The organism is Sphingomonas sp. GW821-FHT10F09 (genome assembly GCF_058809195.1).
Genome location: NZ_JBXASI010000005.1, coordinates 200287 through 224191 on the forward strand (window position 1 = coordinate 200287; position 23905 = coordinate 224191).

A 23905-nucleotide genomic window follows, 5' to 3' on the forward strand; every position below is an offset into this window, starting at 1 on the left:
CGGTCGCTGCGCTTGTCAACACGGGTTTCGCCGGGCAAGGGGCGGATTGTCAGGAAAGCGACGAAAAAAGGCTGCAGGCGCATGAAGGACAAGCTGGTTACGATCTTCGGGGGCGGCGGTTTCGTTGGCCGCTATGTGGTGCAGGCGTTGCTGCGCGGCGGCGCGCGCGTGCGCATCGCCGAGCGCGATCCGCGCCACGCCTGGTTCCTGAAGCCGCTGGGCGGGCTGGGCCAGACGCAATTCGTCGCCGCCGACGTGACGCTGCCCGACACGGTGCGGCGTGCGGTCGCCGGGGCGGACGTGGTCATCAACATGGTGGGCGTGCTCGCCGGCGATTTCGAGCGCATCCATGTCGCCGGCGCGCGCCACGTCGCCGAGGCGGCGGCCGGTGCGGGCGTCGCGACGCTGGTTCACATGTCCGCGATCGGCGCCGACAGCGCCGCGCCGTCGGCCTACGGCAGCAGCAAGGGCCGCGGCGAGGAGGCCGTCCGTGCGGCGTTCCCGGGTGCCGCGATCATCCGCCCGTCGATCGTGTTCGGGCGCGAGGACCAGTTCATCAACCGCTTCGCCGCGATGATCGGCAAGTCGCCGGTGGTGCCGGTGCTGCGTGCGCCGGTGAAGTTCCAGCCGGTGTTCGCCGGCGATGTCGGCGAGGCGATGGCGCAGGCGAGCGATCCGCGCTTCGCCGGCCGGACGTTCGAACTGGGCGGTCCCGACGTGATGAGCATGGGCGAGATCATCTGCTGGATCGCCCGGACGATCGGCAAGACGCCCTCGATCGTCGAACTGCCCGATGCGGCGGGGTCGCTGCTCGCCAGCCTGCCGTTCGCGCCGATCAGCAAGGACCAGTGGCTGATGCTCCAGCGCGACACGATCGTCGCGCCGGGCGCGGCCGGGCTCGACGCGCTCGGCGTCGAGGCGACGCCGCTGCAGGCGGTCGCGCCCGAATGGCTCGTCCGCTTTCGCCGGACCGGCCGCTTCGGACGCCGCGCCGAAACGCTCGCTGCTTAAATCACGGGAACTTCCATGGACCTCCTCACCGTCATCCTCCTCGGCATCGTCGAGGGGGTCACCGAGTTCCTGCCCGTCTCCTCGACCGGGCATCTCATCCTCGCCGGTACGTTGCTCGGCGTGCAGGACAAGGCGACCGCGACGTTCGACATCGTCATCCAGCTGGGCGCGATCCTGGCGGTGGTGGTGCTCTACTGGCGCCGGTTCTGGGACGTCGCGGTCGGCCTCGTCGCCGGCCAGCCCAAATCCTGGGCGTTCGTCCGCAATATCGCGCTGGGCTTCATCCCCGCCGCGGTGATCGGCCTCGTCGTCTACAAGGCGGTCAAGGCTTTGCTGGAAAGCCCGACGGTGGTCGCGGTCGCGCTGATCGTCGGCGGCGTCGCCATCCTCGCGATCGAGCGGATGGTGAAGCAGCCGCGCTACGACACGGTCGAGGCGATGCCGTGGAAGACCTCGCTCGGCGTCGGTGTGATCCAGTGCATCTCGATGATCCCCGGCGTCAGCCGCTCGGGCGCGACGATCATGGGCGCGCTGAGCCTGGGCGTCGACCGGCGCGCCGCGGCGGAATTCTCGTTCTTCCTCGCGATCCCGACGATGCTGGCGGCGTCCGGCTACGACCTGCTCAAGTCGGGCGCGGCGCTGGGGGAGGGCGAATGGCTGAGCATTGCGATCGGCTTCGTGGTGTCGTTCATCGTCGCGCTGGTGGTGATCCGCTGGTTCGTCGGCATCGTCAGCCGCCACGGCTTCGCGCCCTTCGCCTGGTACCGGATCATCGTCGGTGCCATCGCTCTGATCGCGCTGCAAATGCGATAGGGCCGAAAAACACCCTAAATTATGGCCTTCAACGGTTGTTGCGAAGCGGTCGCAAAGAAAACCGACCTAACCGATACAGCATTACTTACCTAATACTTATTTTGTGCGTGACATGGCGCCTTCACCTTCGTAGCGGCGAGGGGAGGAGGCCCCATGGCGCACGATTCGATGCTCAAGTTCGTTGGCCGCCCGCAGGCCTATCCGGCCAAGCGCGAGGCGGATATCCGCGCGGAGGACTTCGCCGAGATCGCCGCGCGCTATGCGCCGCCGGCGGCGGAGGATCAGGCCGGACGCTGCTCGCAATGCGGCGTGCCCTATTGCTCGGTCCATTGCCCGCTCCACAACCATATCCCCGACTGGCTGCGCCTCACCGCCGAGGGCCGGCTGCGCGAGGCCTATGAGCTGAGCAACGCGACCTCGACGATGCCCGAGATCTGCGGCCGCATCTGCCCGCAGGACCGGCTGTGCGAGGGCAATTGCGTGATCGAATTCACCGGCCACGGCGCGGTGACGATCGGGTCGGTCGAGAAGTTCATCACCGACACCGCCTGGGAAGAGGGCTGGGTCGAGCCGCTCGTCGCCGGGCCGGCGCGCGGCCAGTCGGTCGCGGTGATCGGCGCCGGACCCGCGGGCATGACCGCGGCGGAATATCTGCGCGGCCACGGCTATGACGTCCACGTCTACGACCGCCACGACCGCGCCGGCGGGCTGCTGACCTATGGCATCCCCGGCTTCAAGCTGGAAAAGCCCGTCGTCATGCGCCGCGTCGAGCGGCTGAAGGCGGGCGGAATCGTCTTCCACGAAGGCTTCAGCGTCGGCGAACAGGCGAGCCTCGACGCCTTGCGCCAGCAGCATGATGCGGTGCTGATCGCGACCGGCGTCTACAAGGCGCGCGCGCTCGACGTCGCGGGCGGGGACGACGCGCGCGTCGTCGCGGCGCTCGACTATCTGATCGCGTCGAACCGCAAGGGCTTCGGCGATGCCGTGCCGGCGTTCGACGGTGGCACGCTCAATGCCGAGGGCAAGCATGTCGTCGTGATCGGCGGCGGCGACACCGCGATGGACTGCGTCCGCACCGCGATCCGCCAGGGCGCGGCATCGGTGAAGTGTCTGTACCGTCGCGACCGCACCAACATGCCCGGCAGCCAGCGCGAGGTGACCAACGCCGAGGAGGAGGGCGCCGAGTTCGTCTGGCTCTCCGCCCCCGCCGCGTTCGACAGCGACGGCACGGTCCGCGCGCGCAAGATGCGGCTCGGTGCCCCCGATGCGAGCGGCCGCCGCGCGCCGGAGCCGGACCCGAGCGGCGACTTCACGCTCAAGGCGGATCTGGTGGTGAAGGCATTGGGCTTCGATGCCGAGGACCTGCCCGCGCTGTTCGGCGCGCCCGAACTCGGCGTCAGCCGCTGGGGCACGGTGCTGGTCGACGGCAAGACGCTGATGACCAGCCTCGACGGTGTCTTTGCGGCGGGCGACATCGTCCGCGGCGCGAGCCTGGTGGTGTGGGCGATCCGCGACGGTCGCGACGTCGCCGCGACGATGCACAAATGGCTGAAGGCGAAGGCCAAGGCCGGGAAGGTCGCAGCGTGACCGACGTTCCGATGATGATGACGCCCGGCAGGGAAGGCGAAACCATGACCGATCCGATGAAGACCGACCAGCGTGCGTATCTCGCCGAGCACGGCATGTACCGTCCCGACAGCGAAGGCGATGCGTGCGGCGTCGGCCTCGTCGCCGCCACCGACGGGCGTGCCTCGCGGCGCGTCGTGCAGTCGGCGGTCGATGCGCTGAAGGCGGTGTGGCACCGCGGCGCGGTCGATGCGGACGGCAAGACCGGTGACGGCGCGGGCATCCACATCGACCTGCCGCATCGCTTCTTCGACGATGCCGTCGTCGCATCGGGGCACAAGGTGCTGCCGAACCGGCTCGCGGTCGGCATGATCTTCCTGCCGCGCACCGACCTCGGCGCGCAGGAGAATTGCCGCACGATCGTCGAGAGCGCGATCATCGAGGCGGGCTATACGATCTACGGCTGGCGGCAGGTGCCGGTCGACGTGTCGGTGATCGGCATGAAGGCGCAGACGACGCGGCCGGAGATCGAACAGATCATGATCGCCGGGCCGCTGCCCGACGCGGTCAGCGCCGCGGAGTTCGAGAAGAACCTGTACCTCGTCCGCCGCCGGATCGAGAAGCGCGTGATCGCCGCGCAGATCCAGGGCTTCTACATCTGTTCGCTGTCGTGCCGCTCGATCGTCTACAAGGGGCTGTTCCTCGCCGAGAGCCTGTCGGTCTTCTACCCCGACCTGCAGGATCAGCGTTTCGAATCCCGCGTCGCGATCTTTCACCAGCGCTATTCGACCAACACCTTCCCGCAATGGTGGCTGGCGCAGCCGTTCCGCTGCCTCGCGCACAATGGCGAGATCAACACGGTCCGCGGCAACAAGAACTGGATGCTCAGCCACGAGATCCGGATGGCGAGCCTCGCGTTCGGCGACAATTCGGAGGACATCAAGCCGGTGATCCCGGCGGGCGCATCCGACACCGCGGCGCTGGATGCGGTGTTCGAGGCGATCTGCCGCTCGGGTCGCGATGCGCCGACCGCCAAGCTGATGCTGGTGCCCGAAGCGTGGCAGAAGGACGCCGACATCCCTGCCGACCATTCGGCGATGTATCAGTATCTCGCGTCGGTCATGGAGCCGTGGGACGGCCCCGCCGCGCTGGCGATGACCGATGGTCGCTGGGCAGTGGCGGGCGTCGATCGCAACGCGCTGCGGCCGCTGCGCTATACCCAGACCTCGGACGGGCTGCTGATCGTCGGATCGGAAACCGGCATGGTCGTCGTTCCCGAATCGACCGTCGTCGCCAAGGGGCGGCTGGGGCCGGGGCAGATGATCGCGGTCGACCTCGACGAAGGCCGGGTGATGAACGACCGGCAGGTCAAGGACCGGATCAGCGGCGAGCATGACTATGCCGCGATGATCGGTGAATTCCACACGCTCGACGACCTGCCCGACGTGCCGGACGCTCTGGTGCAATACGACCGCCCCGCGCTGGCGCGACGGCAGGTCGCCGCCGGCCAGACGCTGGAGGACATGGAACTGATCCTGTCACCGATGGTCGAGACGGCCAAGGAAGCGATCGGGTCGATGGGCGACGATACGCCACTCGCGGTCATCAGCGACAAGCCGCGGCTCATCAGCCAGTTCTTCCGCCAGAACTTCAGCCAGGTGACCAACCCGCCGATCGATTCGCTGCGCGAACGCTATGTCATGTCGCTCAAGACGCGGTTCGGCAATCTCGCCAACATCCTCGATACCGAGGATCAGCGCGACCGGGTGCTGGTGCTCGATTCGCCAGTGCTGACCGGGCAGCATTGGGCGCGGCTGCGCGCGCATTTCGCGGGCAGCGCGACCGAGATCGACTGCACGTTCGATGCGGAGGGCGGCCCCGAAAAACTGCGCGCCGCGATCCAGCGGATCCGCAACGAGGCCGAACAGGCGGTGCGGCAGGGCAAGAGCGAGCTGTTCCTGACCGACGAGCATGTCTCCGAGGACCGGATCGCGATCGCCGGCGTGCTGGCGGCGGCGGCGGTGCATACGCATCTCGTCCGTCGCGGCCTGCGCTCCTATGCGTCGATCAACGTGCGTTCGGCCGAATGCCTCGACACGCATTATTATGCGGTGCTGATCGGCGTCGGCGCGACGACGGTAAACGCCTATCTGGCCGAAGCGGCGATCGTCGATCGCCAGCGGCGCGGGCTGTTCGGCGACCTCGGCATCGACGAATGCCTCAAGCGGCATCGTCATGCGATCGAGGAGGGCCTGCTCAAGATCATGAGCAAGATGGGGATCGCGGTGATCTCCTCCTATCGCGGCGGCTATAATTTCGAGGCGGTCGGCCTGAGCCGCAGCCTGGTCAACGACCTGTTCCCCGGCATGCCCGCCAAGATCAGTGGCGAGGGCTATAACTCGCTGCATTACAGCGCGCTGGTCCGCCACGAACTGGCGTGGGACGAAGCGGTCGCAAAGCTGCCGATCGGCGGCTTCTACCGCCAGCGCCACACCGGCGAAACGCATGCCTATTCGGCGCAGCTGATGCACCTGTTACAGACCGCGGTGTCGACCGACAGCTATACCAGCTACCTGCAGTTCAGCCGCGGCGTCGCCGACCTGCCGCCGGTCTATCTGCGCGACCTGCTCCAGTTCAACTTCCCCAACGAAGGCGTGCCGGTCGATCAGGTCGAGGCGATCACCGAGATCCGCAAGCGCTTCGTGACGCCGGGCATGTCGCTGGGCGCGCTGTCGCCGGAGGCGCACGAGACGCTGGCGATCGCGATGAACCGGATCGGCGCCAAGGCGGTGTCGGGCGAGGGCGGCGAGGATACCAAGCGCTTCACGCCCTACGAGAATGGCGACAACGCCAATTCGACGATCAAGCAGATCGCGAGCGGCCGGTTCGGCGTCACCGCCGAATATCTCAACGCCTGCGAGGAGATCGAGATCAAGGTCGCACAGGGTGCCAAGCCCGGCGAGGGCGGGCAGCTGCCCGGCTTCAAGGTGACCGAGTTTATCGCCAAGCTGCGCCATGCGACGCCGGGCGTGACGCTGATCTCGCCACCGCCGCATCACGACATCTATTCGATCGAAGACCTCGCGCAGCTGATCTACGACCTCAAGCAGATCAATCCGCGCGCACGGGTGTGCGTCAAGCTGGTCAGTTCGTCGGGCATCGGCACCGTCGCGGCGGGCGTCGCGAAGGCGCATGCCGACGTCATCTTGATCGCCGGCCATGTCGGCGGCACCGGCGCCTCGCCGCAGACCAGCGTCAAATATGCCGGTACACCGTGGGAAATGGGCCTGTCCGAGGTCAATCAGGTGCTCACCCTCAACGGCCTGCGCGGCCGGGTGCGACTGCGCACCGATGGCGGGCTCAAGACCGGGCGCGACATCGTCATCGCGGCGATCCTCGGTGCGGAGGAATATGGCATCGGCACGCTGTCGCTGGTGGCGATGGGCTGCATCATGGTACGCCAGTGCCATTCGAACACCTGTCCGGTCGGCGTCTGCACGCAGGACGAGGCGTTGCGCGGCAAGTTCGTCGGCACGCCCGAAAAGGTCATCAACCTTATGACCTTCATTGCCGAAGAGGTGCGCGACATTCTCGCCCGGCTGGGCGTGCGCAGCCTCGACGAGGTGATCGGGCGGACCGAATTCCTCCGTCAGGTCAGCCGCGGTGCCGAGCATCTCGACGACCTCGACCTCAACCCGATCCTTGCCAAGGTCGATGCGACCGATGCGGAACGCCGCTTCTCGCTGTCGACCTTCCGCAACGAGGTGCCCGACAGCCTCGATGCGCAGATCATCAAGGATGCCGCCGCGGTGTTCAGCCGCGGCGAGAAGATGCAGCTCACCTATTCGGTGCGCAACACGCATCGTGCCGTCGGCACGCGACTGTCGTCGGAGATCACGCGGCGGTTCGGGATGAGCAAGCTGGCGGACGGCCATGTGACCATCCGCCTGCGTGGCAGCGCGGGGCAGTCGCTCGGGGCGTTCATGTGCAAGGGCATCACGCTCGAGGTGTTCGGCGACGCCAACGACTATGTCGGCAAGGGCCTGTCGGGCGGCACGATCGTGCTGCGGCCGGCGGTGTCGTCGCCGCTCGCCAGCCAGCAGAACACGATCCTCGGCAACACCGTCCTGTACGGCGCGACCTCCGGCACGCTGCTCGCGGCGGGGCAGGCGGGCGAGCGTTTCGCGGTGCGCAATTCAGGCGCGACCGTGGTGGTCGAGGGCTGCGGTGCCAACGGCTGCGAATATATGACCGGCGGCGTCGCGGTGCTGCTCGGCAAGGTCGGCCAAAATTTCGGTGCGGGCATGACAGGCGGCATGGCGTTCGTCTACGATCCCGACGCTGACTTCGAACGCCGCGCCAACCCGGAAAGCATCGTCTGGCAGCGCCTCGCCTCGGCGCATTGGGAGGGCGTGCTGCGCGACTTGGTCGAACGCCATGCCAAGGCGACCGACAGCAAATGGTCGAAGGGCCTGCTCGCCGACTGGGACCGGATCGCCGGCGACTTCTGGCAGGTGGTGCCGAAGGAGATGCTGTCGCGGCAGGCCTATCCGCTCGACGATACGGTCGAACTGGTCGCGGCGGAGTGATGGATCACAGCGCGGACCGGATATCGGTCCGCGCGAAATCCTCGCCTTTGTAGAGCAGGGGGCAACCCGCGACCTGCGCCACCGCATAGGCCATGCAGTCGCCGTAGTTGAGCGATGCGGGATGCCGCCCCTTGCCGAACCGATCGAAGGCGACGGTGGCTGCGGCAAGATGCTCGGCATCGAAGTCGATCCGTTCGACACCTGACAGAATGGCGGCCACCGACGCACGGGCGGCGGAATCGCCGACCTTGTTCGTGGTCACGAGATGCAGTTCGAGCTCGGTCGGACGACCGATCAGCAGTCGTGCCGCATCGGACATCCGCTGGGCAAACCGTTCGGCGTTCGGCTCGTTACGCAACAGCGCGACGATGGCCGACGTGTCGAGCGCGATCATGTCGGCAGACCGTTTTCGTCATAACCGAGGATCTCATCCGGCGTCCGCGGATCGATCATCGGCGCGGCGGCGAAAATGGCTTGCGCTTCCCGCACCCTGGCCATGAAACCGGCCTTGCGGTCCGCATCGCGATCACGCTGCAACTCATTGCACACGGCCATGCCGATGGCGTCTGTCAGGGACAGGCCGCGGCTGGCCGCCAGTTCACGGATCGCCTGTTCATAGGCGTCATGCTTGATGTTGATGCCCATCGCGCCGCTTTCTAGAAAATCGTGTTCAATTTATAGAACGCCCGCCGGAACGCAACGACTTCACCTCCACGCCACGATTGGCCTACAGGTGCCGATATGTGGCAGCTTTACCAATTCCCCCTGTGTCCGTTCAGTCGCAAGGTGCGCCTGCTGCTCGGCGAGAAGGGCATCGGCTATGAGCTGGTGCGCGAATCGCCCTGGGATCGGCGCGACGAATTCATGGACATGAACCCCGCCGGGGAGACGCCGGTGATGGTCGATGCCTCCCGTCCCGGCGCGCCGCTGATCGATTCGATGGCGATCTGCGAATATTTCGAGGAAACCGTCGACAAGGCCGCGACGATCAACGGCACCGCCGCCAACCGTGCCGAGATCCGGCGACTGGTGACGTGGTTCGACACGCATTTCTATCGCGACGTCACCGGGCCGCTGCTGCACGAGCGCGTCGTGAAGCGGCTCGCGCATCGCGCCGCGCCCGACGCCAAGGGGCTGCGCGAGGCGATGAAGGCGGCGGTCAGCCATCTGGATTACACCGATTATCTGCTCGATCACCGCAACTGGCTGGGCGGCGCGACGATGAGCCTCGCCGATCTCGCCGCCGCGGCGCAGATCTCGGTCGCCGACTATCTTGGCGGCATCGACTGGAAGGGGCATGACCAGACCGCGCGCTGGTATCGCGGCTTCAAGAGCCGGCCGAGCTTCCGGCCGCTGTTGTCCGAACGCATGGAAATGATCGCTCCGCCGGTGCATTATGACAATGTCGACTTCTGATCCCATCGCCTTCGCCGATTTCGAGGCGGTCGACATCCGCGTCGGCACGATCGTCGTCGCTGAGCCGTTCCCGGAGGCCAGCAAGCCGGCGATCAAGCTGCGCATCGACTTCGGCGAGGCGATCGGCGTCAAGAAATCCTCCGCGCAGATCACCGAACATTATACGCCGGACATGCTCGTCGGGCGGCAGGTGGCGGCGGTGGTCAACTTCGCGCCGCGGCAGATCGGGCCGTTCATGTCGGAGGTGCTGACGCTGGGCTTTCCCGATGCGGACGGCAAGGTCGTGCTGATCGGCCCCAGCCTGCCGGTGCCGAACGGCGGCCGGCTGTTCTGACCGGTCAGCCCCGGTCGAGCAGCGCCAGCGTCGCAGGATCGCTCATTCCGCTGAAGAATCGGTCGAGCGCGGCGACGAACGGTGCCGGGTCGTCCGCCACCGCGGCGAATAGCGTCATCGACGATCGCAGCTTGATCGCATCGATCCCGCCGAGGATCGCCTCGGCGCTGCCGGTGGCGGCCGTGACCGCGGCGGTCGCTTCGTAAAGGCGCGGCCCGAGCGTCGGGTGTTCCAGATATGCCCGCGCTTCCGCCGAGTCGCGGATCGCATAGAAACGCGCGGTGTCGCTGCGGCCGAGTCCGGCGATCTGCGGGAAGACGAACCACATCCAGTGGCTGGACTTGCGGCCACGACGCAGTTCGACCAGCGCGTGGTCGTGGATGTTCGCCTGTGCGAATGTAAAACGGTCTAGGTCCTGTGCCATGGCGCAGGCAACCCTCGGGCGTCTTGCCGCGTTCCACCTTCCATGCGCGTGCTTTTCCTCACCCCGTTGTTGCTGCTCGCGGGATGCGGCAGCCAGACCGACAAAACGGCGGACAATGCCGCCGCGGCAGGATTCGTGCCGCCGCCGACGCAGGCACCGACACCGATCCCGGGGCAGGCGCACAGCAATCCGATCACCGCCTATGTCGGCAAATATCCGACCGATGCGGTCGATGGCGTCGGCTTCTACGACCGGACCGAGGTGTCGCGTGCGTTGAACGACGCGGTCGGCGACGACGCGGTTCGCCGCCGTTTCCTGGCGCGCGATGCGGTGACCGTGCCGATCTTCGCGATGCGGGACGGCCGCGTCGCCGCGCACGGCTGCGAACCCCACAATTGCGCCGATGCCAACTGGACGTTCGTCGTCGCGGCCGACGGCAGCCGAGGCGAGGCCTGTTATCACGACGCGGCCGACATGGGCGCGACCAGCCGCTGGTATGCCGCAGGCGCGGCACCCAAATCCCGTCCCGGCGATTGCCCGCAGGAGTAGATCGATGCTCGAACATGTTCCCGCCTGGCTGGGCAAGGCGCTCGGCGACGTACGCGCCGGCATGGAGAAACTGGCGGTGGCGCGGCTGGTGACCGACAATGGCGTGCCGTCGCTGGAGCTGTCGAGCCCCGCCTTCGCCGATGGCGCGCGGATGCCCGAACGGTTCACCGCGGATGGCGATGGCGTATCCCCGCCGCTGACCTGGGGTATGCCGCCCGCCGGCACCGCGCGGCTCGCGCTGCTGGTCGAGGATGCGGACGCCCCCGCGCCGCAACCGCTGGTCCATGCGGTGGTGTGGGGGATTCCCGCCGCCGCCGGCCGGCTGGCGGAGGGCGCGGTGATCGGTGACGGTGCCGGCACGCCCGAGCGCGACGTCGGGCGCAATTCCTATTTCCGCGAAGGCTGGCTGCCGCCCGACCCGCCCACGGGGCACGGGCCGCATCGCTATGCCTTCCAACTGTTCGCGCTGGACGCGGGGGCGGGCGATCCGGGCGAGACGCCCGGCCGTAGCGCGGTGCTGGAGGCGATGGCGGGGCATGTGCTCGCCGCCGGGGTGATGATCGGGACCTATAGCCGCGGCGAGGATGCACCGGTCGGTCCGGTGGGCGCGGCGGCGGTCGCCTGAGAATTGGTGGAGGGCGGAGGCCCGGCCGAGACGCGCCGAGCCCGATCCGCTCTGCCGTCGGCCTCAGCCGAGGGTCGTGCCGCCCTGGCTGGCGAGGACGAGGATGGTCGTCGCGAACGAGGCGAGACCGAGGAAAAGACTGCGATACATGGTGTTTCTCCCTTACGGGCGCTGATGCGGTGGCGGATCAGGCGATCGGAACGACGGGGACGGCGGCGCTGACGGCGACGGCGGCGAAGGCGAGGGCGGCGACGACCGAGAAGGCGGCGCGCTGGGCGAGTTCGAAGCGGATGAACATGATGGCATTCCCTTTTGTGATCGGTGCGAGGTGTTCGCTGCCGATACCAGGGACATTGCAGCTGCCGTGCCAGTTTTCGTAACTGACGGAAAACGCAGTAAAAGTGAAGTTCCTCCCGGCGGACTTGGCGTTTTTCGCCAAGTGACCCGCGGATTTTACGCCATTATCAGGCGGCGCATACCCGATCGCGGCCTTCGGCCTTGGCCGTGTACAGCAGGCGATCGGCGCGATCGAACGCCGCGGCGATGGTTTCGCCCGTCTGGACCGCGGTGACGCCGATCGAGATCGTCACTTGCCCGAGCGGCTTGTCGGTTTCGCGCAGCCGCATGCGTTTGCCGGCGATGACGTTGCGCACGCCGTCGAGATGCGCGGCGGCGTCGGCGAGCGCGATGCCGTGGAGCAGAACGGCGAATTCCTCGCCACCATGGCGGACGACGAGATGCCCCTCGCATTCCTCCGCCAATGTCCGGCCGACCGCGCTCAGCACGCGATCGCCGATCTGGTGGCCGTGGACGTCGTTGATCCGCTTGAACCGGTCGATATCGCACATGGCGAGGCAGAAGGGGCCGTCGGGCTCGCTACGGGTGGCAAAGGCCTCGTCGAAGGCGCGGCGATTGGGCAGGCCGGTGAGCGCGTCGCGCCGCGCGGTGTCGTTCGCCTCCGCCAGCTTCGCCCGCAGCGCGTCGGCCTCGTGCGTCGCCCGCGCCAGCCGTGTTTCGGCATCGCGGATGCGCGACAGCATCGATCCGGTGATGCGCGCGATCTCGTCCAGCCCCGCCGCGGCCTGCGACACCGGTGCGCTGCGTTCGATCGCGGCTGCGCTCTGCGCCAGGTCGCGGCCGAAGCCGCGCGTCTCGTCCTGCATCGCCCGCATCATGTCGGCGAAGCCGTCGACCTGCGCCTGCGTCTCGGCGACGAGCTGCACCGCCTCGTCCTCGACGCGATGCTCCGCGGCGCGCTGCTCGTGGCGGGGGGGCGGGGACGACACGGCGCCGCCACCCATGACCACGGTCCCGCCGAGCTTTTCGATATCCGACCGGCTGAGCCGGACGCCGCCATCGGTCAGCCGCGCCACCGCCTGCGCGATCGGGCCGTCCGGGTTGGCGATGACGTCATAGGCGAAATTATAATGGGCCGGTTCGGGGCTGAGCGCATGCGACGCAAGGAAGGTGCCGATCTGCGCGAACAGATCGCCCTTGTCGTCCTTCCTTGCCGCGAACGGTCCGCGCATGCCCCACCCTTCGATCTCCGCCGTGTGTGTAGCGGCGATTGGTTATCGGAGCGTTGCACTTGGGTCAGGAATGATGAAGTTTCTGCACCGCAGCGAGGGTCAGCGCGACATGCTGCGCGGGGTTCATATCGTCGTGGACGAAGGCGACGCGGCCGTCGCGGCCGATGACGTAACTCGTCCGCTTGGTCAGCGACTTACCCCGGGCGTTCAGGGCGACGTCGTAATTGCCGATGACCGCCGGACCGGCGCTGGCCACCGCGAACTTGCCGGCGCATTTTTCCGCGGAAAAGCGCTGCAGCGTCGGCACGTCGTCCGCCGACATGCCGATCACCGTCGCGCCCGCCTTCTGAAAGGCGGGAATGGCCTCGGCGAACGCGTGCGCCTCGGCGTTGCAGCCGCCGGTGAAGGCGGCGGGGAAGAAATAGAGCACCACCGGCCCCTTCTTCAGCTGCTGCGCGAGGTCGATGTTGACGACCTTGCCCGCGATCGCGCCGCGGGTGGCGAAGGTCGGCGCCTTGGCCCCGACCGCCAGGCCCGCGGCGGTGGCGGGTGCGGCGACGATGGCGACGGCGGCGAGCATGGGGAACAGGCGCATCAGACGATCCTCTCGAAGTTGCCGCACCCTAGCGCGGCGCGAGCGGGCAGGATAGGGCGCAGGGCCATGCCGATCACCGCCGCAGACATCCAGCTCGCCAGCCGCCTCGCCGACGCCGCCGGCACCGCGATCCGCCCCTATTTCCGTGGCCAGCATGGCGTCGAGCTGAAGGACGACCATTCCCCCGTCACCCGCGCCGACCGCGAGGCGGAGGCGGCGATGCGCAAGCTGCTCGACGCCGAGGCGCCCGGCGACGGCGTGATCGGCGAGGAATATGGCGAGAAGCCTGGCGTGACGGGGCGGACATGGGTGCTCGACCCGATCGACGGCACGCGTAGCTTCACCGTCGGCCGCGCGATCTTCGGCACGCTGATCGCGCTGGTCGAGGACGGCTGGCCGCTGCTCGGCATCATCGACCAGCCGGTGCAGCGCGAGCGGTGGGTCGGCGTCGCCGGGCGGCCGACGACGTTCAACGGCAAGCCGACGCGGACGCGGACCTGCGCCGCGCTGGAGGGCGCGGTGCTGGCGACGACCAGCCCGCATCTGTTCGGCGACGACGACGTGCCGCATTACATGGCGCTGGTCGCTGCGGCCTCGGGCGGGCATGCGCGGCAGGGGCCGGTCTATGGCGGCGACTGCTACAATTACGGCCTGCTCGCGAGCGGTCACCTCGACATCGTCTGCGAATCGGGGCTGCAACTCTACGATTTCGCGGCGCTGGTGCCGGTGGTCGAGGGCGCCGGCGGACGGATGTGCGACTGGAACGGCGACCCGCTGACCGCCGCCAGCGCCGGCCACGTCCTCGCGATCGGCGACCCGGCGCGGACGGACGACGTACTGGAGGCGATCCGGGCGACGGCGGGTGGCCACGGTCCCCACGATCACTGATATCCGTCGTTTCCGCGCCGCCTGGGACGCAGACGCGCGATCAGCGTGAGGTGTCGCGGCGTCGGCGTCCATGGGCCCCGCCTGCGCGGGGATGACGACGGGCGCCTTCAGAAAATCCCCAGAAACTTCTTCCGCTGGTCCTTCTTCTCGCCGCCCGACCCCTTGCCGTTCTCGGCCTTGGCGGTCGTGCCGCGGCCGACGTCGTCGCGGGCCTCGCCCTTGGTGGTGCGCTGCGCCTTTGCCGTCGCGCCCGACAGCACCGGTCCGCAGGCGGCCGACTTGGCGTCGCCGACATCGACGAAGGCGAGCACCCCCGCCACCGGCGTCGCGACCAGCGCCAGCCCCAGGCCGACGCCGGCGCGGCCGAGCAACTGGTCGCTGATGACGTCGAGCTTCGGCGCGGCGAACACGCCGCCGACGCCGACCGGCGACTGACCGGAGAAGAGGCTGAACTTCTTGCCGTCGGCGCGGAAGGCGAGATCGACCCCTTCGGTGCGGAAGCTGAAGCCGCCACGCCCGACGATGACGTTCTTGGTCGTGTCGATCAGGATCGGGTCCGCCGCGGCGACGCCGTTGCGAACGGTGAAGGCGATCAGCCCGCAATTGACCTCGACGGGCTTCTTCAACTTGTCCTCGAACATCTTCTGCACGAACGTGCCGAGGTCGAGTTCGGCGAGCTGGACGTTGCGCGTCCACAACTGGCCCTGCGGCATGACGAAGGCGATGCGGCCGGCAGCGGTGCTGAGCGAATCGTGGATCGAATCGCCACGCCCGTCCAGCTTGATGCGACCCTTGATCGTGCCGGTCGTCCCCGCCTCCGCCACGCCATAGCCGGCGAGCAACCGTCCCATCGGCGTCGGTGCGAGGCGGATGTCGTAGCTGACCGCGCTGGGCCGCTGGCGCGTGTCGAACACCACGTCGGAGGCGACGTTGCCGCGCGCCATCGCGAAGCTGAGCGGCGACAGCGCGAGCCGCCCGCGGTCGAGGTTCAGCGTCAGGTCCATGTTGCTGATCGGCAGGTTGCGCGACCGGACCGTGCGGATCGTCCATTTCAGGTCGGCGTCGAACCGGCGCATCGTCGCGATCGGCAGCTCGGCATCGGGCATGATCCGCTGCGGCGCGGCACCGGTCGCGGCCGCGGCGGCGACCGCGCCCCGGGTGGCGACGATATCGGGATTGTAGCCGATGAACGGCGCGGCATCGATGATGTCGAGGGTCCTGGTCGCCAGCACCGAATCGAGGTGCAGCCGGTCGCCGTTGGTAATCGTCAGCGTGCCGGCGACGTCGCTCGCGCCGACGATGCCGCTCATCCGCGTGAAGCGATATTCCTGGCCCTGCTGCACCAGCTGCGCCTTCAGCCGGTAGGTGCGCGTGGTCGGGATGACGACGCCGATGATGCCGAGCAGCTCCGACAGGTTGCGGCCGCGTGCACGGGTCTGGAGCGGCACGCCCTCGATCCCGGCGATCGACGGCAGCGTGCCGGACACGTCGACGACGTTGTGCGCGGCCCAGGCGCGCGCGACGAGCTGGTTGCGGCCGCGATTGACGGTGGCGTCGGGCGACAGCAACTGCGCGGTCACGCGGAACGGCGTGCCGCGGATCGTGCCCTTGCCGTCGACCCCCACCGCCTTGCCGATCCGCGCATCGGTGGAGCGGATGTCGTCGACGTCGAGGTCGGCGAGCAGCTGCATGCGGGGATCGCGATAGCGGACGGTGGTGCCGCGCACGCTGGCGACGTCGATCCGGGGGAAGTCGAGCGGCTTGCCGCCCTTTTCGGTGCTGAACGTCCAGGTGTTGGCGGTGTGCGCCGCATTCCATTCCAGATCGACCGCGCCGTTCACCAGATCGAGCCAGTACAGGCGCCGCTTGCCCCAGATCAGCGACAGCGGCGCGATCCGCGTGTCGATCCGTTCCGCCTGGAACAGATAGGGTTTCGTCGCCCAGTCGGGATTGGCGATCGTCATCCTCTCGGCGAGGAACTTGATTCGGAACGGCGCGAAATAGAGCTGGAAATCGCCCGCGACGGTGACCGGCCGGTGCGTCTGGCCGCCGACGAACCGCTCGAACGGATGCTTCAGGAACCGGCCCTTGGTGATGTAGAGCACCAGCCAGATCGCGACGATCAGGCCGACCAGCGTCAGCAGCGTGTTGCGCGCGATCCGCCATATCCGACGCCGCCGCCAAGCCTCGGTCGGCGAAGGGGCGGGAGTATCCGGGGCGGGGGTGGCCGTGTCCATGGAGCGACCAAGCGCGCGCGGCCTTGTTCCGGTTCCGCATCGGTTGCGTTTCGCGATCAGGCCCGCTAAGGGGCGCGCTTCCCGAGCGAGGCGCTACAGGACTGCCCGGCCATCAAGGGCTGCCGCGGCTGTCCATGCCATGCTCATAGCGAAAGGACCAAAATGCCCAAGCTCAAGACCAAGAGCGGCGTCAAGAAGCGCTTCAAGCTGACCGCCAGCGGCCTGCTGAAGCACGGCGTCGCCGGCAAGCGCCACCGCCTGATTAGCCACAACAGCAAGTACATTCGCCAGAATCGCGGCACCAAGGTGCTGTCGAAGGCCGACACCGCCACGGTGAAGGCCTGGGCGCCGTACGGCCTCAAGTAAGGATAACAGGATATGGCACGCGTCAAGCGCGGTGTAACCACCCGGGCCAAGCACAAGAGGATTCTTGTACAGGCCAAGGGCTATTACGGTCGCCGCAAGAACACCATCCGCATCGCCCGCCAGGCCGTCGAAAAGGCCGGCCAGTATGCGTATCGCGACCGCAAGGTAAAGAAGCGGACCTTCCGCGGCCTGTGGATCCAGCGCATCAACGCCGGCGTCCGCGCCGAGGGTCTGACCTATTCGCAGTTCATGCACGGCCTCAAGCTCGCCGGCGTCCAGCTCGACCGCAAGGTCCTGGCCGACATCGCGATGCACGAGGGCGCGGCATTCAGCGCCATCATCGCCCAGGCGAAGGCGGCACTGCCCCAGGCCGCATAAGCGACTGGCGCGATGCGACCGGATCGGGGCGTCGGTGGGATACCACCGGCGCCCTTTTTCCGTCGTGGGGCGGGGCGGGTGTACACGTCCCCTTTCCGTCATCCCCGCGCAGGCGGGGATCCAGACGCGCAACGTCGCCGATCATCCGCTACGTCGGCGTCTATGGATCCCCGCCTGCGCGGGCATGACGATGGTGGGGGAACAGCATGGATCGGGAACCCTGCGGCTACATCCTCGTCAGCCGCCGGCACGGCGCGCCGTATGTCGGCGTGACGTCTAATCTGCCCGGCCGGCTGATCCAGCATCGCGAAGGATTGATCCCGGGGTTCACCTCCCGCTACGGCGTGCATCGTCTGGTCTGGTACGATGTGGCGGACACGATGAAGGTTGCGATCGTCCGCGAGAAGCAGCTGAAGCGATGGAACCGTGACTGGAAGCTGCGGCTGATCGAAGAACGCAATCCCGCATGGGATGATCCGGCGATCGGCCTCGGCCTGGCGTCGGCACCGGTGAAAGAGAGCAACACGTGACTGACGACCTCGATACCCTTCGCGACCATATGCTGACCGCGATCGACGCCGCGACCGGACTCGACGCGCTGGAGGCGGTGCGGGTCGAGGCGCTCGGCAAGCAGGGCAGCGTCACGCAATTGCTCAAGACGCTCGGCAAGATGAGCCCCGAGCAGCGCCAGAGCGAAGGCCCGCGGATCAACGGTCTGCGCGAGGCGGTCGCGGGCGCGATCACCACGCGCAAGGCGACGCTGGAACGCGCCGCGCTCGACGCGCGCCTCGCCAGCGAGACGCTCGACATGACGCTGCCGGCGGAGGGCGTCGCGGCGGGCACGGTGCATCCGGTCAGCCAGGTGATGGACGAGCTCGCCGAGATCTTCGCCGACCTCGGCTTCGCGGTGGCGACCGGGCCGGAGATCGAGGACGACTGGCACAATTTCACCGCGCTCAACATTCCCGAAACGCATCCGGCGCGCGCGATGCACGACACCTTCTATTTCCCCGACGGCGAGGCGGGCGAGAAGCGCATGCTGCTGCGCACGCACACCTCGCCCGTGCAGATCCGCACGATGCTGAGCCAGCAGCCGCCGATCCGCATCATCGCACCGGGCCGCACCTACCGGTCGGACAGCGACGCCACCCACACGCCGATGTTCCATCAGGTCGAGGGACTGGTGATCGACAAGGGGATCACGCTCGGCCACCTCAAATGGACGCTGGAGACGTTCCTGAAGGCGTTCTTCGAGCGCGACGACATCGTCCTGCGCCTGCGCCCCAGCTATTTCCCCTTCACCGAACCCTCGGCCGAGGTCGACGTCGGCTATACGATCGAGAAGGGCAAGCGCGTCATCGGCGGCCACCCCGGCAGCAAGGGGGGAGGCGGCTGGATGGAGGTGCTCGGGTCGGGCATGGTCCACCCCAGGGTCATCGAATCCTGCGGCCTCGATCCGGACGAATGGCAGGGCTTCGCCTTCGGCTGCGGCATCGACCGGCTGGCGATGCTGAAATACGGCATGGACGACCTGCGCCCCTTCTTCGACGGCGATATCCGCTGGCTGAAGCATTACGGCTTCTCCGCGCTCGAAACCCCCACGCTGTCCGGAGGAGTCGGCGCATGAAGTTCACCCTCGACTGGCTGCGCCAGCACCTCGATACCGATGCCGACCTCGACACCATCGTCACCGGCCTGACCCGCATCGGGCTGGAGGTGGAGGGCGTCCACAATCCGGGCGACGCGCTGAAGGCGTTCCGCGTCGCGAAGGTGCTCAGTGCCGAGCGCCATCCGCAGGCCGACAAGCTGCAGGTCCTGTCCGTGGACGCGGGCGACGGCCCGCTGCAGGTCGTCTGCGGCGCGCCCAACGCCCGCGCCGGGCTGGTCGGCGTGTTCGGCCCGCCGGGCGCCTATGTCCCCGGCCTCGACGTGACGCTGAAGGTCGCCGCCATCCGCGGCGTCGAATCGAACGGCATGATGTGCTCGACCCGCGAACTCGAGCTGGGCGAGGATCATGACGGGATCATCGAACTGCCCGCCGACGCGCCGGTCGGCACGCCCTTCCCGGACTATGCGGGGCTCAACGATGCGGTGATCGACATCAGCGTCACCCCGAACCGGCAGGATTGCATGGGCGTGCGCGGCATCGCCCGCGATCTCGCCGCCGCCGGGCTCGGCACGCTGAAGCCGCTCGCCGTCGCGCCCGTCGCGGGCGAGGGCGCGGCGCCGGACGTGCGCACCGACGATCCCGCCGGCTGCCCCGCCTTTTACGCGCAGAACGTCAGCGGCGTCGCCAACGGCGAATCGCCCGAATGGATGCGTCACCGCCTGACCGCGATCGGGCAGAAGCCGATCAGCGCGCTGGTCGACATCACCAACTACGTCTCGATCGATCTCGGCCGACCGCTCCACGTCTACGACCGCGCTCGGCTCAGCGGCGGGCTGAGGGCGCGCAAGGCGCAGGCCGGCGAGCAGGTTCTCGCGCTCAACGGCAAGACCTATACGCTCACCCCGGCGATGACCGTCATCGCCGACGATGCGCAGGTCCACGACATCGGCGGCATCATGGGCGGCGAGCATTCGGGCGTGTCCGCGGACACGACCGACGTGCTGATCGAATGCGCCTTCTTCGATCCCGATCACATCGCCCGCACCGGTCAGGCGCTGATGCTGACGAGCGACGCGCGCCAGCGGTTCGAACGCGGCGTCGATCCGGCGTTCCTCGACGACGGCCTCGCGATCGCGACGCGGCTGGTGCTCGATCTTTGCGGCGGTACGCCGTCGCCGGTGACCCGCGCCGGCCAGCCGCCGCTCGCGCCACGCGTCTATGCCTATGATCCGGTCAAGGCGGAGACGGTCGGTGGCCTCGCCGTTCCGGCAGACCGCCAGCGCGCGATTCTCGAATCGCTCGGCTTCGGGGTGGATGGCGACGGAGATGGCGACTGGCGCGTCACCGTGCCGAGCTGGCGCCGCGACATCGACGGCGCCGCCGATCTGGTCGAGGAGGTCATCCGGATCGAGGGGATCGACAAGGTCGCGCCGGTGCCGCTGCCGCGCACGCCGGGCGTCGCCCGGCCGACCGCGACGCCCGAACAGAAACTGGAGCGCCGCGTCCGCCGCGCCGCCGCCGCGCGCGGCCTCGACGAGGCGGTGACGTGGAGCTTCCTGTCCGAAGCGCAGGCCGCGCCCTTTGGTGGCGGCGCATGGACGCTCGCCAATCCGATCAGCGAAGACCTGAAGGTCATGCGCCCCTCGCTGCTCCCCGGCCTGCTGTCGGCGACCGAACGCAACCTCAAGCGCGGCATTGCGGCTGTGCGCCTGTTCGAGATCGGCCGTCGCTATCTCGCCGACGCCGAACGCCCGACGCTCGGCCTCGTCCTCGCCGGCAACCGGCGCGAGCGCGGCTGGCGCGACGGCAAGGCCGCCGGCTTCGACGCGTACGATGCCAAGGCGGAGGCGCTGGCGCTGCTTGCCGCCGCGGGCGCGCCGGTCGACAATCTGCAGGTGATGGGCGAGGCGGGTGACGCCTGGCATCCCGGCCAGAGCGGCACGCTCCGCCTTGGGCCGAAGACGGTGCTGGCGACGTTCGGCATGCTCCATCCGAGCCTGCTCAAGGCGTTCGACCTCGACGGCACGGTCGCGGCGGTGGAGCTGTATCTCGACGCGCTGCCGGCGAAGCGGGCGTCGGGCTTCATGCGTCCTGCCTTTGCGCCGCCCGCGCTGCAATCGGTCCGCCGCGATTTCGCGTTCCTTGTCCCGGCATCGGTGAGCGCCGATGCGCTCGTCCGCGCGGTGCGCAGCGCCGACAAGGCGGCGATCACCGGCGCGCGCGTGTTCGACGTCTTCACCGGCGCCGGGGTCGAGGAGGGCGCCAAATCGGTGGCGGTCGAGGTGACGCTGCAGCCTGCCGACAAGAGCTTCACCGACGAGATGCTGAAGGGGATCGCCGACAAGGTCGTCGCGGCTGCGGCGAAGCAGGGGGCCAGCCTGAGGGGGTGACGGCACGCGTGACGGGACCGGGCAGCAGCCCGGTCCGGATCACACCTTGGCGGAGAAGATCATCCGGCCCGCGCCGAGTTGCGCGAACACGTCGCTGAGGTCGCCTTCGCCGACCGCGAAACAGCCCTGGCTGCGGCCGAGCATGCCGTGGGTGCGCAGCATGTCGCGGTTCGCATACCAGGCGGAATGGACGACGATCGCGCGGGCCAGCGCATTGTCGTTGGTCGGATCGAGGCCGATCAGCCGCTGCGACCGGCCATGCTTGCCGACGTAATAATCGGCGGTGACGAACGACCCTTCCGACGAGGCGTTCGAATTGGGTTCGTTGGAGAAGCGCTTGAGGAAGCCGGTATGCGCGGGGTCCGACCCGCTGCCGTGCGCGACGAGGAACGAGCGGCTCTTGCCCGACACCAGATCGACGAGGTGGAAGCGCGCCTGCGACGAGGGCGCCGACATGTCGGCGATCGCGATCCGGTCGCGATGCGCGACGCGGCGGCCGTGGGTGTTGAGCGCGGCGAGCGCCTGGCGCATCAGGTCCGGGCGCACCACTCGCGGCGAGGTGACCGGACGCGCGGCCACCATCGGGCGCGGTGCGGGGATCGGCGGTTCGGTGAGCGGGCGAAGATCCTTCTGGGTCAGCCGCCGCGTCGCCGCGGACACCGTGCCCGGCACCGCCAGCGTCGCCGCCAGCACCAGGCCGTTCTTCAGAAGAGCGCGTCGGTCATGTGCGCTATCGTGCTCAATTTGCATCGAAATTTCAAAAGCCCCGGTTGATCCCGCTAAAGCTCATATAGCAGCTTTGGACTTAATTTTCTGCAACTTGCCGCCCCGGTCGGCTCTTTGGTTGCACGGCTGGGCGCGAGTCGGGCTCGATTGATCCCGAATCCGGCGCGGCACGAATCGAAATGTCATGCGTTGATCGCGGTGAAGGGGGACGGACGAGGAAAGGCTGGAATTCCTATGAAGCAATGGCTCATCATGGCTGGTGCCGCGATCATCGCCATCGCTCCCGCGCCCGTGCTGGCGGCGACCGACGCGCTGGCGCCCGAGGTGACGACGCTCGCACCCAATCGCTTCCTGTGGAACGACAATGCGACGCTCGAACCGGTCAGCATCGTCATCTCGATCCCCGACCAGAAGGCCTATGTCTATCGCGGCGAGCTGTTGATCGGCGCGTCCACTGTATCGACGGGCAAGGACGGCAAGGACACGCCGGTCGGCGTCTTCCCGATCCTGCAGAAGTCGGAAAAGCACAAGAGCAACCTGTACGACGACGCGCCGATGCCGTTCATGCAGCGGCTGACGTGGGACGGCGTCGCGATCCACGCCGGTATGAACCCCGGTTTCCCCGCCTCCCACGGCTGTATCCGCGTGCCGACCGCATTCGCCAAGAAGCTGTTCGCGGTGACGTCGAAGGGTACGCCGGTGCTGGTGACCGATGCGTCGGCCGCCGAAGGCTGGACGCCGCCGACGCCCTATGACGCGCAGGCGATGCAGGCGGAAACCGCCAGCGCCAATACGGCGCTGCTGGACACTGCGGCGCAATAGGGTTGTGGATGCGTTGACCGGCGACCGCGACGCGGGCAATCGCGCCGAGGACCGTTGGGAAATTCGCTCATGACCGCACTCGTCACCATCACTTCCGGCGCGCTGACCGCGATGATCGACCCCTTGGGCGCGGAGTTGATCCATCTGCGCGATGCCGACGGGCGCGAATTGATGACCGACGCGGACCCGGCCTTCTGGACGGGGCATGCACCGATCCTGTTTCCCGTCGTCGGCATGCCGTTCGAGGAGACGATCCGTGTCGACGGTCGCGCCTATCCGATGAAGAAGCACGGCTTCGCCCGCCGCGCGCAATTCGAGACGGTCGAGGCGAGCGAGACGAGCGTCACCTTCGCCTTGACCGACAGCGCGGCCACCCGCGACAGCTACCCCTTCGCCTTCCGGCTCGAACTCACCTACACGCTGGACGGCGCGACGCTCGATATCGCCGCGCGGGTGATGAACCCCGCGGAGACGCCGCTGCCGGCCAGCTTCGGCTTCCACCCCGCCTTCGCCTGGCCGCTGCCGTACGGGCAGGACCGCGCCGCGCATCGTATCCTGTTCGACGCCGACGAGCCCGATACGCTGCGCACGATCGCCGCCGACGGCACGATCGCGGCGGCGCGCAAGGAATCGCCGCTCGACGGCCGCGAGCTGCGGCTGCGGGACGATCTGTTCGCGCAGGACGCCCTGGTCTGGGACGCCATCCGCTCCGACGCCGTCGTCTATGGCGCCCCCGACGGCCCGCGGCTGCGTATCGCCTTTCCCGACACGCCGATGCTCGGCATCTGGACCAAGCCGGGCGCGGCCTATGTCTGCGTCGAGCCATGGCACGGCATCGCCGATCCCGAGGGCTATCGCGGCGCGTATCGCGACAAGCCCGGCGTGTTCGAGGTCCCCGCCGGCGGCGAGAAGCGCATCGGGATGCGCGTCACGCTGGAAGGGTAAGGCGCGGCGCGCGGCGCGCGCAACACGCCCCTGTCCTATCTGCCGCCAATCTGGCAAAGCGCCGCCATCCCTCATCGCGCCTGCCGTCGCAGG

Annotated in this window: 24 protein-coding genes; 16 read left to right on the forward strand and 8 right to left on the reverse strand. The window is 68.2% G+C overall.

Going from position 1 to position 23905, the window contains the following annotated elements; all coding sequences use genetic code 11:
• The first annotated feature begins 81 nt into the window (after positions 1-81).
• The 4 genes from AC1RTO_RS15945 to gltB all read left to right on the forward strand — a co-directional run bounded on the left by AC1RTO_RS15945 (position 82) and on the right by gltB (position 7979).
• Entirely contained in the window at positions 82-1011 is a 930-nt protein-coding gene (locus tag AC1RTO_RS15945) for a complex I NDUFA9 subunit family protein (RefSeq protein ID WP_493161782.1), read from the forward strand.
• Positions 1012-1026: 15 nt separating this feature from the next.
• Complete coding sequence (locus tag AC1RTO_RS15950; RefSeq protein WP_493161783.1) at positions 1027-1824, forward strand: undecaprenyl-diphosphate phosphatase; 798 nt, start codon at positions 1027-1029, stop codon at positions 1822-1824.
• 153 nt (positions 1825-1977) lie between these two features.
• Positions 1978-3411: an NAD(P)-dependent oxidoreductase gene (locus tag AC1RTO_RS15955; RefSeq protein WP_493161784.1), complete on the forward strand. Its 1434-nt coding sequence runs from the start codon at positions 1978-1980 to the stop codon at positions 3409-3411.
• Between the two features lie 44 nt (positions 3412-3455).
• Positions 3456-7979 carry a glutamate synthase large subunit gene (gene gltB / locus AC1RTO_RS15960; protein WP_493161785.1) on the forward strand — a complete coding sequence of 1508 codons (4524 nt, stop codon included), beginning with the start codon at positions 3456-3458 and terminating at the stop codon, positions 7977-7979.
• A gap of 4 nt (positions 7980-7983) precedes the next feature.
• On the opposite strand, the gene AC1RTO_RS15965 is transcribed toward gltB, so the two are convergent.
• Together AC1RTO_RS15965 and AC1RTO_RS15970 are read right to left on the reverse strand one after the other, a co-directional pair.
• Complete coding sequence (locus tag AC1RTO_RS15965; RefSeq protein ID WP_493161786.1) at positions 7984-8373, reverse strand: type II toxin-antitoxin system VapC family toxin; 390 nt, start codon at positions 8371-8373, stop codon at positions 7984-7986.
• On the reverse strand, positions 8370-8624 hold the full coding sequence (locus AC1RTO_RS15970; protein ID WP_493161787.1) for a type II toxin-antitoxin system VapB family antitoxin: 255 nt from the start codon (positions 8622-8624) through the stop codon (positions 8370-8372). The genes AC1RTO_RS15965 and AC1RTO_RS15970 overlap by 4 nt, the downstream gene beginning before the upstream one ends.
• Before the next feature lie 96 nt (positions 8625-8720).
• Between AC1RTO_RS15970 and AC1RTO_RS15975 the strand changes: the two genes are divergently transcribed.
• Together AC1RTO_RS15975 and AC1RTO_RS15980 are read left to right on the forward strand one after the other, a co-directional pair.
• Positions 8721-9395 carry a glutathione S-transferase family protein gene (locus tag AC1RTO_RS15975; RefSeq protein ID WP_293874275.1) on the forward strand — a complete coding sequence of 225 codons (675 nt, stop codon included), beginning with the start codon at positions 8721-8723 and terminating at the stop codon, positions 9393-9395.
• Complete coding sequence (locus tag AC1RTO_RS15980; protein WP_493161788.1) at positions 9382-9729, forward strand: tRNA-binding protein; 348 nt, start codon at positions 9382-9384, stop codon at positions 9727-9729. The genes AC1RTO_RS15975 and AC1RTO_RS15980 overlap by 14 nt, the downstream gene beginning before the upstream one ends.
• 4 nt (positions 9730-9733) lie before the next feature.
• Here the strand turns inward: AC1RTO_RS15980 and AC1RTO_RS15985 are convergent, their stop codons facing one another.
• On the reverse strand, positions 9734-10153 hold the full coding sequence (locus AC1RTO_RS15985; RefSeq protein ID WP_493161789.1) for a DUF1810 domain-containing protein: 420 nt from the start codon (positions 10151-10153) through the stop codon (positions 9734-9736).
• A gap of 42 nt (positions 10154-10195) precedes the next feature.
• On the opposite strand from AC1RTO_RS15985, the gene AC1RTO_RS15990 reads away from it, so the two are divergent.
• Both AC1RTO_RS15990 and AC1RTO_RS15995 read left to right on the forward strand, forming a co-directional pair.
• The gene (locus AC1RTO_RS15990; protein WP_493161790.1) at positions 10196-10702 is read left to right on the forward strand and encodes a hypothetical protein; all 507 of its coding nucleotides are present in this window, start codon (positions 10196-10198) and stop codon (positions 10700-10702) included.
• A 4-nt stretch (positions 10703-10706) separates the two neighbouring features.
• Positions 10707-11327 carry a YbhB/YbcL family Raf kinase inhibitor-like protein gene (locus tag AC1RTO_RS15995; RefSeq protein WP_493161791.1) on the forward strand — a complete coding sequence of 207 codons (621 nt, stop codon included), beginning with the start codon at positions 10707-10709 and terminating at the stop codon, positions 11325-11327.
• A 187-nt stretch (positions 11328-11514) separates the two neighbouring features.
• Here AC1RTO_RS15995 and AC1RTO_RS16000 read toward each other — a convergent pair whose 3' ends face one another.
• From AC1RTO_RS16000 to AC1RTO_RS16010, 3 genes are all read right to left on the reverse strand, one after another.
• Entirely contained in the window at positions 11515-11766 is a 252-nt protein-coding gene (locus AC1RTO_RS16000) for a hypothetical protein (protein ID WP_493161792.1), read from the reverse strand.
• A gap of 25 nt (positions 11767-11791) precedes the next feature.
• On the reverse strand, positions 11792-12856 hold the full coding sequence (locus tag AC1RTO_RS16005) for a GGDEF domain-containing protein (protein WP_493161793.1): 1065 nt from the start codon (positions 12854-12856) through the stop codon (positions 11792-11794).
• A gap of 64 nt (positions 12857-12920) precedes the next feature.
• Complete coding sequence (locus AC1RTO_RS16010; RefSeq protein WP_493161794.1) at positions 12921-13451, reverse strand: peroxiredoxin; 531 nt, start codon at positions 13449-13451, stop codon at positions 12921-12923.
• A gap of 66 nt (positions 13452-13517) precedes the next feature.
• Between AC1RTO_RS16010 and AC1RTO_RS16015 the strand changes: the two genes are divergently transcribed.
• The gene (locus tag AC1RTO_RS16015) at positions 13518-14339 is read left to right on the forward strand and encodes an inositol monophosphatase family protein (RefSeq protein ID WP_493161795.1); all 822 of its coding nucleotides are present in this window, start codon (positions 13518-13520) and stop codon (positions 14337-14339) included.
• Positions 14340-14446: 107 nt separating this feature from the next.
• On the opposite strand, the gene AC1RTO_RS16020 is transcribed toward AC1RTO_RS16015, so the two are convergent.
• A complete protein-coding gene (locus tag AC1RTO_RS16020) occupies positions 14447-16576 on the reverse strand; it encodes an AsmA family protein (protein ID WP_493161796.1) in 2130 nt (709 codons plus the stop codon).
• A 162-nt stretch (positions 16577-16738) separates the two neighbouring features.
• On the opposite strand from AC1RTO_RS16020, the gene rpmI reads away from it, so the two are divergent.
• The 5 genes from rpmI to pheT all read left to right on the forward strand — a co-directional run bounded on the left by rpmI (position 16739) and on the right by pheT (position 21319).
• Positions 16739-16942, forward strand: coding sequence for a 50S ribosomal protein L35 (rpmI, locus tag AC1RTO_RS16025; protein WP_017977259.1), 204 nt, complete (start codon positions 16739-16741; stop codon positions 16940-16942).
• Positions 16943-16954: 12 nt separating this feature from the next.
• The gene (rplT, locus tag AC1RTO_RS16030) at positions 16955-17320 is read left to right on the forward strand and encodes a 50S ribosomal protein L20 (RefSeq protein WP_293874306.1); all 366 of its coding nucleotides are present in this window, start codon (positions 16955-16957) and stop codon (positions 17318-17320) included.
• Between the two features lie 206 nt (positions 17321-17526).
• Positions 17527-17850: a GIY-YIG nuclease family protein gene (locus AC1RTO_RS16035; RefSeq protein WP_493161797.1), complete on the forward strand. Its 324-nt coding sequence runs from the start codon at positions 17527-17529 to the stop codon at positions 17848-17850.
• 29 nt (positions 17851-17879) lie between these two features.
• Positions 17880-18947: a phenylalanine--tRNA ligase subunit alpha gene (pheS, locus tag AC1RTO_RS16040; RefSeq protein WP_493161874.1), complete on the forward strand. Its 1068-nt coding sequence runs from the start codon at positions 17880-17882 to the stop codon at positions 18945-18947.
• Positions 18944-21319 (forward strand): phenylalanine--tRNA ligase subunit beta, encoded by a 2376-nt coding sequence (gene pheT / locus AC1RTO_RS16045; RefSeq protein ID WP_493161798.1) that lies wholly within the window; start codon positions 18944-18946, stop codon positions 21317-21319. The genes pheS and pheT overlap by 4 nt, the downstream gene beginning before the upstream one ends.
• Positions 21320-21358: 39 nt before the next feature.
• Here the strand turns inward: pheT and AC1RTO_RS16050 are convergent, their stop codons facing one another.
• Complete coding sequence (locus AC1RTO_RS16050) at positions 21359-22069, reverse strand: murein L,D-transpeptidase catalytic domain family protein (RefSeq protein WP_493161799.1); 711 nt, start codon at positions 22067-22069, stop codon at positions 21359-21361.
• Positions 22070-22279: 210 nt separating this feature from the next.
• Between AC1RTO_RS16050 and AC1RTO_RS16055 the strand changes: the two genes are divergently transcribed.
• Together AC1RTO_RS16055 and AC1RTO_RS16060 are read left to right on the forward strand one after the other, a co-directional pair.
• Positions 22280-22867, forward strand: a complete 588-nt coding sequence (locus AC1RTO_RS16055) for a L,D-transpeptidase family protein (RefSeq protein ID WP_493161800.1) — start codon at positions 22280-22282, stop codon at positions 22865-22867.
• A gap of 69 nt (positions 22868-22936) precedes the next feature.
• Positions 22937-23812, forward strand: a complete 876-nt coding sequence (locus tag AC1RTO_RS16060) for an aldose 1-epimerase family protein (RefSeq protein WP_493161801.1) — start codon at positions 22937-22939, stop codon at positions 23810-23812.
• The last annotated feature ends 93 nt before the right edge of the window (positions 23813-23905 follow it).

What these genes read in the sequence shown, in the direction of transcription:
- AC1RTO_RS15945 (WP_493161782.1), top strand. Translation starts at nt 82, where the DNA reads ATGAAGGACAAGCTGGTTACGATCTTCGGGGGCGGCGGTTTCGTTGGC.
- AC1RTO_RS15950 (WP_493161783.1), top strand. Translation starts at nt 1,027, where the DNA reads ATGGACCTCCTCACCGTCATCCTCCTCGGCATCGTCGAGGGGGTCACC.
- AC1RTO_RS15955 (WP_493161784.1), top strand. Translation starts at nt 1,978, where the DNA reads ATGGCGCACGATTCGATGCTCAAGTTCGTTGGCCGCCCGCAGGCCTAT.
- gltB (WP_493161785.1), top strand. Translation starts at nt 3,456, where the DNA reads ATGACCGATCCGATGAAGACCGACCAGCGTGCGTATCTCGCCGAGCAC.
- AC1RTO_RS15965 (WP_493161786.1), bottom strand. Translation starts at nt 8,373, where the DNA reads ATGATCGCGCTCGACACGTCGGCCATCGTCGCGCTGTTGCGTAACGAG.
- AC1RTO_RS15970 (WP_493161787.1), bottom strand. Translation starts at nt 8,624, where the DNA reads ATGGGCATCAACATCAAGCATGACGCCTATGAACAGGCGATCCGTGAA.
- AC1RTO_RS15975 (WP_293874275.1), top strand. Translation starts at nt 8,721, where the DNA reads ATGTGGCAGCTTTACCAATTCCCCCTGTGTCCGTTCAGTCGCAAGGTG.
- AC1RTO_RS15980 (WP_493161788.1), top strand. Translation starts at nt 9,382, where the DNA reads ATGTCGACTTCTGATCCCATCGCCTTCGCCGATTTCGAGGCGGTCGAC.
- AC1RTO_RS15985 (WP_493161789.1), bottom strand. Translation starts at nt 10,153, where the DNA reads ATGGCACAGGACCTAGACCGTTTTACATTCGCACAGGCGAACATCCAC.
- AC1RTO_RS15990 (WP_493161790.1), top strand. Translation starts at nt 10,196, where the DNA reads ATGCGCGTGCTTTTCCTCACCCCGTTGTTGCTGCTCGCGGGATGCGGC.
- AC1RTO_RS15995 (WP_493161791.1), top strand. Translation starts at nt 10,707, where the DNA reads ATGCTCGAACATGTTCCCGCCTGGCTGGGCAAGGCGCTCGGCGACGTA.
- AC1RTO_RS16005 (WP_493161793.1), bottom strand. Translation starts at nt 12,856, where the DNA reads ATGCGCGGACCGTTCGCGGCAAGGAAGGACGACAAGGGCGATCTGTTC.
- AC1RTO_RS16010 (WP_493161794.1), bottom strand. Translation starts at nt 13,451, where the DNA reads ATGCGCCTGTTCCCCATGCTCGCCGCCGTCGCCATCGTCGCCGCACCC.
- AC1RTO_RS16015 (WP_493161795.1), top strand. Translation starts at nt 13,518, where the DNA reads ATGCCGATCACCGCCGCAGACATCCAGCTCGCCAGCCGCCTCGCCGAC.
- AC1RTO_RS16020 (WP_493161796.1), bottom strand. Translation starts at nt 16,576, where the DNA reads ATGGACACGGCCACCCCCGCCCCGGATACTCCCGCCCCTTCGCCGACC.
- rpmI (WP_017977259.1), top strand. Translation starts at nt 16,739, where the DNA reads ATGCCCAAGCTCAAGACCAAGAGCGGCGTCAAGAAGCGCTTCAAGCTG.
- rplT (WP_293874306.1), top strand. Translation starts at nt 16,955, where the DNA reads ATGGCACGCGTCAAGCGCGGTGTAACCACCCGGGCCAAGCACAAGAGG.
- AC1RTO_RS16035 (WP_493161797.1), top strand. Translation starts at nt 17,527, where the DNA reads ATGGATCGGGAACCCTGCGGCTACATCCTCGTCAGCCGCCGGCACGGC.
- pheS (WP_493161874.1), top strand. Translation starts at nt 17,880, where the DNA reads ATGCTGACCGCGATCGACGCCGCGACCGGACTCGACGCGCTGGAGGCG.
- pheT (WP_493161798.1), top strand. Translation starts at nt 18,944, where the DNA reads ATGAAGTTCACCCTCGACTGGCTGCGCCAGCACCTCGATACCGATGCC.
- AC1RTO_RS16050 (WP_493161799.1), bottom strand. Translation starts at nt 22,069, where the DNA reads ATGCAAATTGAGCACGATAGCGCACATGACCGACGCGCTCTTCTGAAG.
- AC1RTO_RS16055 (WP_493161800.1), top strand. Translation starts at nt 22,280, where the DNA reads ATGAAGCAATGGCTCATCATGGCTGGTGCCGCGATCATCGCCATCGCT.
- AC1RTO_RS16060 (WP_493161801.1), top strand. Translation starts at nt 22,937, where the DNA reads ATGACCGCACTCGTCACCATCACTTCCGGCGCGCTGACCGCGATGATC.